The 14,050-nt window shown below is 47.8% G+C and carries 16 protein-coding genes and 1 other annotated feature; of the genes, 15 read left to right on the top strand and 1 reads right to left on the bottom strand.

Annotated features, from left to right (window positions below; translation table 11 throughout):
* Positions 1-182 precede the first annotated feature (182 nt).
* From OEL90_RS06465 to serS, 10 genes are all read left to right on the top strand, one after another.
* Positions 183-860: a GntR family transcriptional regulator gene (locus tag OEL90_RS06465; RefSeq protein ID WP_291400910.1), complete on the top strand. Its 678-nt coding sequence runs from the start codon at positions 183-185 to the stop codon at positions 858-860.
* Between the two features lie 226 nt (positions 861-1,086).
* Positions 1,087-1,599: a transcription repressor NadR gene (locus OEL90_RS06460; RefSeq protein ID WP_291400907.1), complete on the top strand. Its 513-nt coding sequence runs from the start codon at positions 1,087-1,089 to the stop codon at positions 1,597-1,599.
* 78 nt (positions 1,600-1,677) lie between these two features.
* Positions 1,678-2,589 (top strand): quinolinate synthase NadA, encoded by a 912-nt coding sequence (nadA, locus tag OEL90_RS06455; RefSeq protein WP_300687598.1) that lies wholly within the window; start codon positions 1,678-1,680, stop codon positions 2,587-2,589.
* Positions 2,582-4,090, top strand: a complete 1,509-nt coding sequence (nadB, locus tag OEL90_RS06450) for an L-aspartate oxidase (protein ID WP_300687597.1) — start codon at positions 2,582-2,584, stop codon at positions 4,088-4,090. Before nadA ends, nadB begins: the two co-directional genes overlap by 8 nt.
* Positions 4,083-4,955, top strand: coding sequence for a carboxylating nicotinate-nucleotide diphosphorylase (gene nadC / locus OEL90_RS06445; RefSeq protein ID WP_307730886.1), 873 nt, complete (start codon positions 4,083-4,085; stop codon positions 4,953-4,955). The genes nadB and nadC overlap by 8 nt, the downstream gene beginning before the upstream one ends.
* Before the next feature lie 12 nt (positions 4,956-4,967).
* Positions 4,968-5,990: a PTS transporter subunit IIC gene (locus OEL90_RS06440; RefSeq protein ID WP_300687595.1), complete on the top strand. Its 1,023-nt coding sequence runs from the start codon at positions 4,968-4,970 to the stop codon at positions 5,988-5,990.
* Between the two features lie 385 nt (positions 5,991-6,375).
* Entirely contained in the window at positions 6,376-7,173 is a 798-nt protein-coding gene (murI, locus tag OEL90_RS06435) for a glutamate racemase (RefSeq protein WP_300687593.1), read from the top strand.
* A gap of 44 nt (positions 7,174-7,217) precedes the next feature.
* Entirely contained in the window at positions 7,218-7,346 is a 129-nt protein-coding gene (locus tag OEL90_RS06430; protein WP_291400898.1) for a hypothetical protein, read from the top strand.
* A gap of 6 nt (positions 7,347-7,352) precedes the next feature.
* The gene (locus tag OEL90_RS06425) at positions 7,353-7,598 is read left to right on the top strand and encodes a hypothetical protein (RefSeq protein WP_291400896.1); all 246 of its coding nucleotides are present in this window, start codon (positions 7,353-7,355) and stop codon (positions 7,596-7,598) included.
* Between the two features lie 122 nt (positions 7,599-7,720).
* Positions 7,721-7,933: a binding site (T-box leader), on the top strand.
* 90 nt (positions 7,934-8,023) lie between these two features.
* Complete coding sequence (serS, locus tag OEL90_RS06420; protein ID WP_291400894.1) at positions 8,024-9,298, top strand: serine--tRNA ligase; 1,275 nt, start codon at positions 8,024-8,026, stop codon at positions 9,296-9,298.
* 188 nt (positions 9,299-9,486) lie between these two features.
* Here the strand turns inward: serS and OEL90_RS06415 are convergent, their stop codons facing one another.
* Complete coding sequence (locus OEL90_RS06415) at positions 9,487-10,662, bottom strand: pyridoxal phosphate-dependent aminotransferase (RefSeq protein ID WP_291400892.1); 1,176 nt, start codon at positions 10,660-10,662, stop codon at positions 9,487-9,489.
* On the opposite strand from OEL90_RS06415, the gene OEL90_RS06410 reads away from it, so the two are divergent.
* From OEL90_RS06410 to OEL90_RS06390, 5 genes are all read left to right on the top strand, one after another.
* Positions 10,637-10,915: a hypothetical protein gene (locus OEL90_RS06410; protein ID WP_291400891.1), complete on the top strand. Its 279-nt coding sequence runs from the start codon at positions 10,637-10,639 to the stop codon at positions 10,913-10,915. The two genes, OEL90_RS06415 and OEL90_RS06410, sit on opposite strands and share 26 nt — an antisense overlap.
* 117 nt (positions 10,916-11,032) lie before the next feature.
* Positions 11,033-11,539 (top strand): hypothetical protein, encoded by a 507-nt coding sequence (locus tag OEL90_RS06405; RefSeq protein ID WP_300687590.1) that lies wholly within the window; start codon positions 11,033-11,035, stop codon positions 11,537-11,539.
* 1 nt (position 11,540) lies between these two features.
* Positions 11,541-13,004: an aminotransferase class I/II-fold pyridoxal phosphate-dependent enzyme gene (locus tag OEL90_RS06400; RefSeq protein WP_291400887.1), complete on the top strand. Its 1,464-nt coding sequence runs from the start codon at positions 11,541-11,543 to the stop codon at positions 13,002-13,004.
* A 110-nt stretch (positions 13,005-13,114) separates the two neighbouring features.
* Positions 13,115-13,669 (top strand): signal peptidase I, encoded by a 555-nt coding sequence (gene lepB / locus OEL90_RS06395; protein WP_291400885.1) that lies wholly within the window; start codon positions 13,115-13,117, stop codon positions 13,667-13,669.
* A 53-nt stretch (positions 13,670-13,722) separates the two neighbouring features.
* Positions 13,723-14,049 (top strand): cyclic-di-AMP receptor, encoded by a 327-nt coding sequence (locus tag OEL90_RS06390; protein WP_291400883.1) that lies wholly within the window; start codon positions 13,723-13,725, stop codon positions 14,047-14,049.
* The last annotated feature ends 1 nt before the right edge of the window (position 14,050 follow it).

Raw genomic sequence — 14,050 nt, 5'->3', positions numbered from 1 at the left:
CGACCAAATGTGAAGGAAGTTATGCGTTATTTAGGATTACCAGAGGAGATTTTCATACGTAACAGTTGAAAATATTTCCACATATTTACTACTGGTGCAATGCAATTATTTCAGCGGACTATGCGTTCCAAACAAATGTTAGAATTAAAACAAATGTACATACAATTAACGGGGGACCTTTTATGGATATATTTGATCAGAAAAAAGAGAACAAATCATTGACGACTATTATCTTTGATAGAGTCAGAGATGATATTTTGAGCGGTAAATATGTGACGGGCGAAAAAATTGTAGAGGCCAAGCTGGCTGATGAGCTTGGGGTCAGCAGAACACCTGTTAGAGAAGCTTTGAAACAACTGGAGTTGGATGGTTTGGTTGAGAACCTTCCAAACAGAGGTGTTATTGTAAAAGGCATCACTGACCAGGATATCAGCGATATTTATACAATCAGACTTGCTATTGAAGCGATTGCTGCTAAATGGTCTATTCATCGAATGGAGAAAGCAGAATTAGATCAATTGAGAGAAATCTTTGAACTAATGGAATTTTATGCAGCTAAACAAGATGTTGATAAATTTTTCGAGTTGAATACCATTTTTCATGAAACCATTTATCATGCGACGAAAAGCAGATATTTAGAACATTTATTAAAGGATTTTCAGCTCTTTATCAAGTCCACCAGGAATGCATCTCTTCGAATGGAAGGCAGAATGGATAAGGCCCTTACAGAACACAGAACCATTCTCGAGGCATTCATAAGCAGAGATGAGGAACGGGCTGTTGAATCCATTACCAAGCACATATCTAATTCTCGAGCAAATGTGGATCGAATTAGAAATATTCCTGAAGATCAGAAATAAAGTTAATATCGAGTTAAATATTATGTAAGGACCTCTGCAGCTGGATCTAATTTAGCTGCAGATTTTTTTTGTTATGGAGTAAAGGTCATTCATGGCAATAAGGCACAGACTTATCCAATAATTGCTTAATCACATATGATTTTTTATTAACGATCAAATAGACGAGATTATTAAAGTTGTTTTTGATATAATGGACTAAGTATGCAAATGATGTGAGGTGTTGTGATTGACGGAAGAAAGACGCAATAAAATTGCTGCCATACTTCATGAAAGTGAGGAGGCTGTCACGGGGTCAAGTCTTGCGAAGCTATTTAATGTAAGTCGACAGGTGATTGTTCAGGATATTGCAGTTCTTCGGGCTTCAGGACTTCAGATCGTGTCAACATCCAACGGCTATTTAATCCCAAAGCCTAGGATCAGATCCCACATAAGAACCCTGCAGTCATTCCACAGCGGCTTGGAGTCACTGGAAGAAGAACTGTCAATCATCGTGGATCTTGGAGGCAGGGTTATAGATGTGATGGTAGAGCACCCTGTCTATGGTGAGATCGTCGTCGCACTGATGATCAACAGCCGAACAGACCTCGAAGCGTTTATCAGAAAGGTTCGAAATTCTGACGCCATGCCATTGGCTTCTCTGACGGACGGGAAACACTATCATACTATTGAGGTTCCGAATAGTGGTGTATTTGACATGATTGAGGCAAAATTGAAAGAGCGTGGATTTATTCCCTTGTAAGTAGGGGAAAGTCCGCACATTTTTTTACCTAAGGGTGACAAGACACCTGATTATACAAGTGAAGGATGTGTACATGAAGTGTCATTAAATTTGATTGAAAGAATTCTGAAACTCAAAGAGGAAAAAAACGCACTGATTATGGCGCACAATTACCAAATCCCTGAGGTTCAAGAGATTGCAGATGTTGTTGGCGACTCCTACATGTTGGCTAAGTATGCCCAAAGTACAGATAAGGATTGTATAATTTTTTGTGGTGTTCATTTTATGGCGGAGAGTGCAAAAATACTTAATCCTTCCAAGAAGGTGATCCTTGCAAATCCTGATGCGGGATGCCCTATGGCGGACATGGTCGAACCAGCGGCATTGAGTGAGTTTAAGAAAAAGTATCCGGGGGTCCCTGTGGTGGCTTATGTCAACACATCGGCAGAAGTAAAAGCTTTGAGCGATTTGTGCTGTACATCTTCCAACGCAGTGTCGCTGATCAAGGCTATGAAGGAAGATAAGATTATCTTCCTTCCTGACAGAAACCTGGGGAGATTTGTGGCCCAGCAGATCCCTGAGAAGGAGGTCATTCTTTGGGATGGCTTCTGCATTACTCACGAACGCATCGAGGAGGAAGACGTGATTAAGGCAATTGAGGCGCATCCGGAGTCCAAAGTTCTCATGCATCCGGAGTGCAATCCTGCTGTGTGGAAGTACGCGGATTATATGGGGAGTACGGCACAAATTATTGATTATGCAGCCCATTCGGAGGATCAAAGTTTCATTATAGGTACAGAAGCAGGCATTTTACATTCATTGAAGAAGGTTGCACCGGAAAAGACATTCCATTTACTGTCAGGCTGTCTGGTATGCCAGAATATGAAAAAGACGACGCTGGCGGATGTGGAAAAAGCTCTAAATGGCGGCGTTCCTGAGATTGTCATGGAGGAGGACTTGAGGCAGCGCGCGGAAGGTGCACTTTTAAGGATGTTGAATCCCAATGGCTAGACGGTATTTGACGGAGGTTTGCCTGAATGCAGAAACCCCATATTATGATGTTGTGATTGTTGGTGCCGGTGTCAGCGGTTTATATTTGGCTGCAGCTCTGCCGCTGCATTATAAGGCTCTGGTTCTTTCAAAGGACAGTTTATCTGTCTGCAACAGCCAATTGGCACAGGGTGGTGTCGCTCTTACATTGAACGGGGAGCTAAACAGCCACATTGAGGATACCTTGGCGGCTGGCGCTTATATGAATGACTTGCGTGTGGTCAAAGCCATGGTCAGCGAGAGTGAAAAGGTCCTTGGCCGGTTGCTTGACTATGGCGTGGAATTTGATAAAGACGAGGGAAATAAGCTGAATATGACCATGGAGGGCGGCCATAGAAAGCGCAGGATTGTGCATTCGCGGGACACAACGGGGATGGCTTTAATGGAGGCGCTGATCCGGAGGGTACGAGGCTGTCCGAACATTGAAGTACTTGAGTATGCCTTTGCCATAGATTTGATCTCAGATCACAATGGCAGTCTTGGCGTCTCATACAATATGAAAGGCCTCAACCAATGCGTGGCTTCAAATGCAGTTGTGTTGGCGACAGGAGGCATAGGCGGATGGTTTTCGAGAACGACCAATGCACCGGTTGTTACCGGAGATGGCTTGGCTATGGCATTGAGAGCGGGGGTTCCTTTAAGAGACGCGGCTTACATTCAATATCACCCGACAGCCTTTAAACTTAAAGCGGGTGGCTATTTCCTAATTTCTGAGGCTGTAAGGGGAGAAGGCGGCCATCTGATCAATAGCGCCGGCGTGAGGTTTATGAAGGGTGTTCATCCTTTAATGGAACTGGCGCCTAGAGACGTGGTCTCCAAGGCGATTCATGACCAGTTCAGTACTGGGTCTGAAGTCTTTGTAGATGTCAGACACTTGGAACCTGTGTTCTTCCAGACAAGATTCCCGAATATTTATAAGGTTTGTGTTGAGAATGGCATTCATCCTGAAACTATGCCGATTCCGATCGAGCCTGTCGAACATTATCATATGGGTGGTGTCATGGCGGACAGTACCGGCGCTACACCGGTCAAAGGTCTTTATGTTACCGGTGAGGCGGCTGGAACAGGCTTTCATGGGGCAAATCGATTGGCGAGCAATTCGCTTTTGGAATGCATGGCACTGAGTGAGCGCATTGTCAGAGTCTTGGAAACCAAGAAGCCCCAAAAACCATTGGTCAAGGCGTACAAAGCGACCCCGCAATTGGTTCTGGATTCTGACAAACCTAATATCTCGAAGTACGCGCTCCGCGAGATTTTTGATACTGCGCTTCCTCTGGTCAAGCACAATGATATTCTTGAAAATGCACTTGAAAAAATAAAGATAGCTTTTGAGGACATTGAAAACACTGAACTGACAACAACAGAGGAATTTGAAGTCTTCAATGGTCTACAGGTCGCGAAGGCGCTGATCCTGGATGCGCTTTCAATCAAAAAATCTGTTGGGAGCTTTGTGATTGAATAATTCTACTGGCATGAAGGGAGAGTATCCATTGATCAAGCTGATTTTAAAAGACATTGTCGATCAAGGACTGAAAGAGGATCTGCATTACATTGATTTGACAACGGATTTGCTTATTTCACCAGAGGCAGTCAGCAAAGCGAGAATTGCATTCAAAGAAGACGGCGTTCTTTGTGGCACACCGGTGATTGAAGCCGTTTTCGAAGCACTGTCACCCGGACAGATGCGGTATACCTATTACAAGAGTGAGGGCGAGATGTTGTCAAAAGGTGATTCGGTCGCCGAAATCGAAGGACCGACACACGCTCTCCTAAAAGGTGAACGCCTATGTTTGAACCTCTTGCAGCGTATGTCAGGCATTGCGACTGTTTCCAGACAGTATGCCGAGACGGTTCAACATACGAGCGTAAAAGTAGTAGACACCCGTAAGACGACGCCGGGACTCAGAGCCCTTGAGAAATATGCCGTCAGATGCGGTGGGTGCTTCAACCACAGGTTCAATCTATCGGAAGGGGTTCTGATCAAAGATAACCACATTCAAGCGTGTGGCGGCATCAGAGAGGCCCTTGAAGCCATCAAAGGCAAGGTTGGCCATACGGTAAAACTTGAGATCGAAGTTCAGGATTTAAAGGGTATGGAAGTGGCCATCAATGCAGGTGCGGATATTGTTATGCTGGACAACATGAGCGTCGAACAAGTACGTGAAGCGGTGGTGCTCAACGATCATCGCGTCGTGCTGGAGGCCTCAGGCGGCGTGACCCTTGAGACGCTCAAAGCACTCGCGGAGACTGGGGTTGACGTGATTTCCTCTGGTGCTTTGACACATTCTGCACGCGCGCTTGACATCCACATGAAATTTATTGACTGAGGGACGAAAACCATGGGAAAAAAAATTAGAGATTACTTGATCAAAACTTTAAATGGCATGGCACTTGGCCTGTTTGGCTCCTTGATTATTGGACTGATTCTGAAGCAAATAGGTGATTACGGCGGCATAGCGGCACTGACGACCTTTGGCAGGGTCGCGCAGTTTATGATGGGACCGGCTATAGGCGGCGCTGTAGCGTATAGTGTCGGCGCCAAGCCTTTGGGGATTTTCGCATCTATGGTCGCGGGTGCGGTTGGCGCCGGGACTGTGGGTCAGAATGCCGCCGGAGATTTTATCGTCAAGATTGGAGAGCCTATGGGCGCTTTTGTTTCGGCCCTGGCGGCGGCGGAATTTTCCAAACTGATCAGCGGAAAAACGAAGGTAGATATTGTCCTTGTACCTGCGTCGACCATCATAGTCGGTGGTATGGTGGGCCTCTTTGTGAGTCCGGTGATTGCGGCGCTTATGAAGTCCATCGGCCAGGTCATTAACCTTGCGACAGAGCTGCATCCGGTACCAATGGGTGTTCTGGTTGCGGTCATAATGGGGATTGTCTTAACGCTCCCAATCAGCAGCGCTGCCCTCGCGATTTCTCTGGGACTGAGCGGTCTGGCGGGCGGGGCCTCACTTGTGGGCTGCTGCGCGCAAATGGTGGGCTTCGCTGTGGCGAGCTACAGGGAGAACGGGTTTGGGGGGCTGATCGCTCAAGGCCTCGGCACGAGCATGATTCAGATTCCAAACATCATTCGAAATCCAAAGATATGGATTCCGCCCATCCTGACCAGTGCGCTATTGGGGCCTATTGCGACAGTCTTGTTTAAAATGGAAAGCAACTCAGTGGGTGCCGGCATGGGAACGAGCGGTCTGGTCGGTCAGTTTGGCACAGTAGCGGTTATGTCAGAAACGACAGTGTTCACAACCATTTTGATTAAAATGATCGTTCTTCATTTCCTTCTGCCGGCAGGATTGACCCTGATTTTTTCTGAATATATGAGAAAAAAGGGCTGGATCAAGAGCGGGGACATGAAACTATAGTTTGTTCATAGAGGAATACTTGGGCGTGGAAGCGGGTGTCTGACATCCGCTTCCATATCTTTTTTGCAGTAATGAGAGGTTAAGAACGTCGGCGCCATCGGCATTTTTTTGGCAGCGACGTTCTTATAATTTTACGGCGTCCCCCTACATCTTGTGGTCGGGATCCCAAAACTTGTGTCAAGAATATGTAAATAAAAATTCCGTTTTCGTTAATTTTACATGAATCTCATCGATATTATGACAACTGCGGGGAGGTTATCAACAAGCAAACTGTTGATAAGTTGATAAGAAGTTACAAATTTCGAGTTTTAGCAGTAAAGATTGCATTTTTTTTGGCATGTATTATAATAACTGTGGACAACAATGAGGGAGGAGGGAAATTCCAATGTCATTGTCTATGCTGGACAATCGCCCCATTGGAATCTTTGATTCCGGGATGGGGGGCATTTCCGTCCTTGGTGAAGCCATCCGACAGATGCCAAATGAAAAGTTTATCTATTACGGGGATTCTGCTAATGCGCCTTATGGTGAGAAGACGACGGCGCAGATCATCGACTTATCAGATCGTGTTTGTGAGAAGCTGATAGCCTATGACGTCAAAGCCATTGTGATTGCCTGCAATACTGCGACTTCAGCAGCAGCGGAATATCTCAGAGAGAAATTCGCCCAGATTCCAATCCTGGGCATGGAGCCTGCTTTAAAACCCGCAGTCCAAGAGCACCCCCATGGCACCATTGTGGTCATGGCGACTGAGGTGACACTGCGTGAAAAGAAATTCGCGGCGTTGATGCAGAGAACCGCTGCTCAGGCCAAGGTGATCAAGCTTCCTTGCCCAAGTCTCGTACGAATGGTCGAACGCAGCGTCGTGACCAGTCCCGAAGCTGAGCTAGAGATCACAAACTGCTTTCAGGGAATTGACACAGACAGCGTAAACGCCGTTGTACTTGGGTGCACCCATTTCGTCTTTCTGCGCAAAGCCATGAGGACTCTGTTTGGCGGCAGCCTTCAGATCTATGACGGCAATGCGGGCACAATCAATAATCTCAAGATGACCCTGGAGCAGAAGGGCATGCTGACACACCCGGAAAATGAAGGCGGAGTCACGCTGCTTAATTCAAAGAATGACGCATACAATCTTCAGATGCAGCAGCTCCTCGATCTTTACGAGCAGGTCGTCATCTGACAATAAGAAAATAGAAATTCTGGTAAGGTAGGTTGTGAAAAATTATGAAACAATGGATTAAATGGCTTTCCAAACTAATCTGGATCCAGGAGGAACCAACGCCGCCTCTTGAAAAAATGCTGATTGGCGGACACATTCATCAAACGACAATGAAATCCAAATTTCAGAGGTAGTGGCCCTTGGAGACTGAAAACAAGCTGCAAACCCCTGAAGCGTTGGAATCGAGAATACAGGTTTTATTGGACCGACAGCTCTTTGATGACACGGAGTCCAATCTGATCCGGCTCCGTTATGGGATTGGGATCGAGCAGCCTCTGCCGCCGTCAGAAATTGCCAGAGTCATGAAAATCAAGGCGAAAGTGCTGGAAGCTCTGGTGGACCAGGTAGACAGAAAGATCTTCAATCATCTGAAAAATGAACTTTAAGCTAAAGGCAATTTGGGTGGGATGTGGGGTTACCATGACCATCGGCAAAAGCAGGAAGCATTAAGCTTTGAATTTTGAGTTCTGTCTTGCAGAATCTGGCGTCTTGTGCTATGATATCTGCAATCAAAGCAGTGATGAGGAATAGTAAGCAGAGCATCCGTCAAAGAGAGCCGGTGGTGGTGGAAACCGGTACGAGATGAACGCTGAATCCGCCTCGGAGCCTCCGGGTAATGCCGGACGCGTGGCACACGTTACAGTGCTGTTGAGAGGACGTCGCGAAAACTGGCGGCGTCAATCAGGGTGGCAACGCGGAGAGCAGGCTCTTCGTCCCTAGGATCGGGACGAGGGGCTTTTTTATTTGCATCATTATCAACCCGGTCGAATCAAGCCTATCATGAAAAACAAACAGTTGAGGAGGTTTTATTATGTTGGATATTCGAAGAATCAGAGAGGATTTCGAAAACATCAAGAACAGAGTCGCATCCAGAGGGAACGGGGACTTTGAGATTGACCAAGTGATCGTACTCGACAATGAGCGTAAAGAAATTCTGGTAAAAGTCGAAAAGATGAAAAACGAGCAAAAGACGGCCTCCAAACAAATTCCGGTTCTTAAGAAGAACGGCGGCAATGTGGACGCCCTCATGGAAGAGATGAAGCAGCTCGCAGATGAAATCAAGGTCATGGACGAGCGCGTCTCCGTCATTGAAGCTGAGTTGAAAGACAGACTTCTCAACATTCCAAACGCGCCGCACGAAAGCAACCCGGTTGGCACGAGCGACGCTGACAACGCAGTCTACAGAGTGTGGGGAGAACCAACTGCATTTGATTTTGAAGCTAAAGCCCATTGGGATGTCGGCATGGACCTCGGTATTCTGGACTTTGAACGCGCGACCAAAATTGCCGGCACAAGATTCACAATCTACAAAGGACTTGGCGCAAAGCTGGAGCGGGCGCTGATCAACTTCATGCTGGATCTGCACACCGAACAGCACGGCTACACGGAAATCCTGCCGCCATTTATGGTCAACCGCGCGGCTATGACGGGCACCGGTCAGCTGCCTAAATTTGAGGACGACATGTTCCATGTACCGGCCAAAGACTTTTTCCTGATTCCAACAGCAGAGGTTCCTGTGACCAATATGTATCTGGATGAAATACTGGACGACAGCATGCTGCCGCTTTATCACACGGCTTACACGCCTTGCTTCCGCAAAGAGGCAGGCTCAGCCGGCAGAGACACCCGCGGCCTGATTCGTCAGCATCAGTTCAACAAAGTCGAGCTTGTCAAATTCGTCAAGCCTGAAACGTCTTATGATGAGCTTGAAAAGCTCCTCGGAGAAGCCCAGGAAGTCCTGAAGCTGCTCAAAATTCCTCATCGCGTCGTCCAGCTGTGTACGGGTGACCTCGGCTTCAGCTCCGCGAAAACTTACGACATTGAAGTCTGGATGCCAAGCTATGGCCGCTATGTGGAAATCAGCTCATGCTCCAACTTCGAGGATTACCAGGCACGCCGCGCCAACATCAGATACAGGGACAAAGACACCAAAAAGGTCAGCTTCGTCCACACACTGAACGGCTCAGGCCTTGCCATTGGCAGAACCAACGCAGCAATCCTCGAGAACTACCAGCAGGCGGACGGCAGTGTCGTCATTCCTGAAGTGCTCCGCCCTTACATGAGAGGCGTCGAAGTTATCAAGTAGGATTTGATCTGCTTCAAAGCTTAAAACGGGTGGCCGATGGTGACGTTCGCCAGTTCTCGCCTCCCGCTTAAAGAAAAGAAGACGGTGCCAATTGGCCAGTTTAACACAACCTGGCCACAGGTACCGTCTTTCTCTGTTATAGGAGTTTTCTTAACGGGTGAGCGGAATGGCTTTTTCCAGAAGCACTATTAAAGTGACGCCGCAAAAGCCGCCAGCTTCGCCATGCCTTCTCTCAAGGTCTCTTCGCTTGCAGCCGTAGATGCCCGAACGTAATTGTCCAGACCAAAGGCAATCCCCGGAACCAATGCGAGCTGGAACTTTTCAAGCAGAAGGTCGCAAACCTGGATGGATAGGCTTTCCGCTTCAGGCAGTTTTGACTTGAACGCGCTGACATCAATGAACACGTAGAACGCGCCCTGCGGTCGGACAAAGTCAATGCCCTCAATCTCGGACAGAAGGCCGCTGACGAGGTCTCTTCTCTTGGCGTAGGCGTTCTTCATGATGACCATGTCTTCTTTGCAGCTCAGGGATTCAAGGGCTGCGTACTGTGAAATGGTCGCCGGGTGTGACACCAGGTGCCCCTGAATGGTCGCCATTGCTTTGGCAATTTCTCGCGTGCTTGCAGTGTAGCCAATTCTCCAGCCGGTCATGGAGGTCGACTTGGACATGCCGTTGATGGTGATGGTCATAGCCTTAATGTCACTGGACAAAGATGCAACGGAAGTAAATTCCTGATCAAAGACTATTTTTTCATAGATTTCGTCCGCAATGATGTAGACGCCTTTACTGACGAGGTATTCCGCTATTGGCAGAAGCTCTTCACGGCTGTAAACAGCGCCGGTAGGGTTGGAAGGATTCGTGATGAAGACGGCCTTGGTGCGGTCGTTGATGCATCCAGCCAGGTCTTCCACGGTAACCTTGAAATCGTTGGATCTCTGGGTTTCGACGAAAACCGGTACGCCGCCGGTCAGCTTGACCATCTCCGGGTAACTGACCCAATAAGGCTTGGGAATGAGCACTTCATCTCCCGGATCGAGCAGCGCCATCAGCGCGTTGGTGATGGAATGCTTCGCGCCGCTGGACACGACGATCTCATCTGCTTTGTATTCGATTTGGTTTTCTTCTTTGAGTTTGAGGCAAATCGCTTCCCTGAAGTCGCGCACCCCTTCTGCGGCGTCATATTTGGTCTTGTTCATCTCAATGGCCTTGATTCCGGCAGCCTTGGCGCGGTCCGGCGTAAAGAAGTCAGGCTCCCCAATGCTCAGATTGGTGATGGCAATCCCGTTTTTCTTCATTTCGTTGACCTTAGTGCTGATGCCGATGGTAAAGGAAGGCGTAATGGCAGCAAGTTTTTTAGAAAGCAATTTAGTTCCTCCAATCATGTTTTGTGGATATGTTCATCATACCTACTTAATTTGTGATAAAATAGTACCGTTGATGAGCATTCATTATGGATGTCATTATATCAGAAAAATTCATCTGGGGGGAGTCATCAATGTCGCCAGTTCAAATAGTCACGCTAGTCGTCGTGAGCGCCATAGTTTTGAGCAGCCTGCTGGTTTTTCTGATAGATCTCTGGAAAATGAGAAAGGCTCTGGACCGCGCTCAGCCGGTTGAGCCAAAACCGCGCCCGAGCACTACATTGCGTAGGCGTCCCCGAGACAGTCGAAGTCCGAGCGCGAACAGGGACAGAAATAAGGATCGGTTTAAGGTCATCAAATAACAGGGGGCACCATGGGAACATTCGAAAGAGAAACGGTTAAGAGAAAACCGGTGGGAACGCTGAAATTACTAGTTGCCATTGGTCTTATTATGTTAGCGGTCAATGTATTGGTTCAATTATTAAACTTGCTGCCATCCGGTTTAAATAGAGCGGTTTCTGTCGTAGTGATCATTTTAAGTTTCGCCATTGTTTGGAAGATGATCGCTCATAATGGAGAATCTTTTACTTACAAGATTTCTGAGGAACAAGGGCTTTTAGTGATTGAGCGGCAAATGGGCCGGTCGAGCACCTCCTTTTTCAGTCTAAATCTAAGGGGAGTAATTGAAATAAGGGCTTATGATCCTGCTCAGGACAGAAAGATTTCCGCCAAAAGGCGCTTTACAGTGTCTCGTCATAAGTCGTCCTGGCAGGTGGTTTCCTTCAAGGCTGCAGAACTGGAAAAGCTGATTTTTGAACCCTCTGAGACTTTTCTTGACAACTTAAGCACGCATATTGCCCGGGAAAAGGTGAAGTCGTGATATGAAATCCACACAGAATTTGTTTGAGAAACTTTCGGAACTGAGACATCAAAACCAAGTCTCATTTCATGTTCCCGGACACAAGTTTGGAAGGGGTTTATCTGAGCTGCTGGCACAGCAGGCACTCAGTCTGGAAGCCCTGGACTACACTGAGATTCCCGGCACAGACAATTTGCACGCACCGGACGGCGTTATTTTTAGAGCGCAAAAGGAGGCAGCCAGAATCTTTGGCGCTTTGGAAACTCAGTTTCTGGTGGGGGGCACAACCTCAGGTCTTCTTGGTGCAATACTCGGAACAATTCCGCGAGGTGCAAAGCTCATTTTGCCCAGAGACGCCCACAAAAGCGTATTGTCCGCAGTCCTGCTGGGCGGCATTGAACCAGTGTTCATTATGCCGGAAATTGACAGCGCTGTGGGGATTGCCATGGGATTGACCACGGTTAAAGTTCTGGACACTGTCAGACAACATCCGGACGCGGCTGCCATACTTGTGACGTATCCAAATTATGAAGGTGTGGCATGTGATCTGGGATCCATTATTGAAGTGGCACATCAGCATGGACTGACCGTCATTGTTGATGAAGCCCACGGGTCGCATTTGGGGTTGTCGATGGATCTTCCGGAGACTGCATTGTCGCTGGGCGCGGATCTCGCAGTCCAGAGTACTCATAAGACCCTCACCTCATTGACCCAGAGCTCAATGCTGCATTATGGCACAGAGCGGGGGCGCCGCCTCAAACCCAGAATTTCTGCCTATCTTTCCATGCTCCAGAGCTCCAGCCCGTCCTATCCCTTGATGCTGTCTTTGGAACTCGCGGCGAGGCATTATGAAACAAAGGGACCGGAAGAAATGCAGCGACTGCTGGCGCTGATCGACGATTTTAACATTACTGCCGCTTCAATGGGCTATAAGTTCATGCACGGCCAGATGTCTTTGCCGGAGGGCTTCTGCTTTGACCGAACGCGGCTTGTCATCAGCGGGTGTGATCTTGGCATAAATGGGTATCAGCTATACGAGGCGCTGGAGCTGGATGGCGTGATTGGCGAGTATGCCACGCCCCTTTACGTCGTTTTAATCCCAAGCATTGTCAGTGACGCTTCGGATTTTGACCGGTTGACGTCTAGTCTGACCCGAATTGCTGAAATAGCGTCTCCACCCTCTAAGCCCATTAATTCTTTTGAAATTAATGTGCCAAAGCTGAGGGTCGCTGAGCTGCCAAAACGGGGCGTTTCACCAGAGCAGGCCCTCTGGGCTGAGCAGGAGCGTGTGCCGCTTTCAGAGGCCAAGGGACGCATAGCCGCAGATTTCTTGATCCCTTATCCCCCGGGAATTCCACTGCTGGTACCGGGTGAGATTATCTCTGAAGAAGTCCTCAGAATAGTTCTGTCAGATCTGGGTATTCAACATAAGGTAAATGGATTGACCGATGGTCTTTTTGCCGTTTTAAAAAGTTTTGGTAAATGAAGCCCGTTCAAAATATGAGTCGGTCGGTGAAGGAAAGGTTTTTAATGCGAAGCCGAAGAGGGCTTCAATCTTAATTTGACAGCAGCGCTGTCCTCAGGGAGAGATTCACAGTGAAAAACGAAATTTTTGAATGGCTGAAGTCGTTCGCCATAGCCATAATTATTGTTCTGGTTTTCAATATTTTCTTCGCCACAACGGTGGTCTACAGCACCTCTATGTACCCGACGCTTATTGAAAAGGACATCTTGCTCCTGAAACGCACTCAAGAAGTTAAGAGCGGAGACATTGTCTCTTTCAAAACGGATTTAATGCTTTCGGAGAATGACATTCAGTCCCTGAATCCTATTCAAAAGCTCTTCGCGAGTGTCAATCCGAGCAAAAACCTGATCAAGCGCGTCATAGGGCTTCCGGGGGACTCGGTGGATATTGTTAATGGAGATGTCTTTATCAACGGAGAGAAGCTCCAGGAAATCTACGTCAGTTCGAATACCAATGGGGATGTCCATATTGACTCGATCCCGAATGGGAAATATTTTTTGATGGGCGACAACAGGGCGGTGAGCCTGGACAGCAGAGACAGCCAGGTGGGGCTTATTGATGGTGAGAAGATCATCGGCAGAGCTATCTTCAGACTCTATCCCTTGACGAGATTTGGGAACATGTAGCGCTGTCAAACCAGAACTCAGACAGCAAAGAGAAAAAAAGGAGGCCGAAATCTATGAAATTAGTGATCGCGATCATTCACGACGAGGATGCTCAGGAGCTCATTGTCAAGCTGAATGAGTCCGGATTTGGCGTTACGAAACTGGCTTCAACAGGCGGCTTCCTGAAGGCGGGCAACACAACTGTGCTGATTGGCGTCAGCAAGGAGCATATCGATTCAGTTATGACGCTGATCGGGGAGACGTGCAAGACGCGCAAAGAGGTGACGACGACGACGTCGATCATCAGCGAGGCGGGCGGGTTTATGACGATGCCTATTGAAGTAACTGTAGGCGGGGCAACGGTGTTTGTCGTGGATGTTGAAAGCCATGTTAAGTTCTGAT

The organism is Acidaminobacter sp. (genome assembly GCF_030247605.1).
Classification (GTDB): Bacteria; Bacillota; Clostridia; order Peptostreptococcales; family Acidaminobacteraceae; genus Acidaminobacter.
Note: the sequence above shows the minus strand (reverse complement) of the source record. Positions and strands in the feature narration are given on the sequence as shown.

Coding starts and splice junctions, on each gene's coding strand:
- OEL90_RS06465 (WP_291400910.1), top strand. CDS start 183: ATGGATATATTTGATCAGAAAAAAGAGAACAAATCATTGACGACTATT.
- nadB (WP_300687597.1), top strand. CDS start 2,582: ATGGCTAGACGGTATTTGACGGAGGTTTGCCTGAATGCAGAAACCCCA.
- OEL90_RS06400 (WP_291400887.1), top strand. CDS start 11,541: ATGAAATCCACACAGAATTTGTTTGAGAAACTTTCGGAACTGAGACAT.
- OEL90_RS06430 (WP_291400898.1), top strand. CDS start 7,218: ATGAAACAATGGATTAAATGGCTTTCCAAACTAATCTGGATCCAGGAG.
- OEL90_RS06405 (WP_300687590.1), top strand. CDS start 11,033: ATGGGAACATTCGAAAGAGAAACGGTTAAGAGAAAACCGGTGGGAACG.
- OEL90_RS06440 (WP_300687595.1), top strand. CDS start 4,968: ATGGGAAAAAAAATTAGAGATTACTTGATCAAAACTTTAAATGGCATG.
- OEL90_RS06410 (WP_291400891.1), top strand. CDS start 10,637: ATGGCAGCAAGTTTTTTAGAAAGCAATTTAGTTCCTCCAATCATGTTT.
- murI (WP_300687593.1), top strand. CDS start 6,376: ATGTCATTGTCTATGCTGGACAATCGCCCCATTGGAATCTTTGATTCC.
- serS (WP_291400894.1), top strand. CDS start 8,024: ATGTTGGATATTCGAAGAATCAGAGAGGATTTCGAAAACATCAAGAAC.
- OEL90_RS06390 (WP_291400883.1), top strand. CDS start 13,723: ATGAAATTAGTGATCGCGATCATTCACGACGAGGATGCTCAGGAGCTC.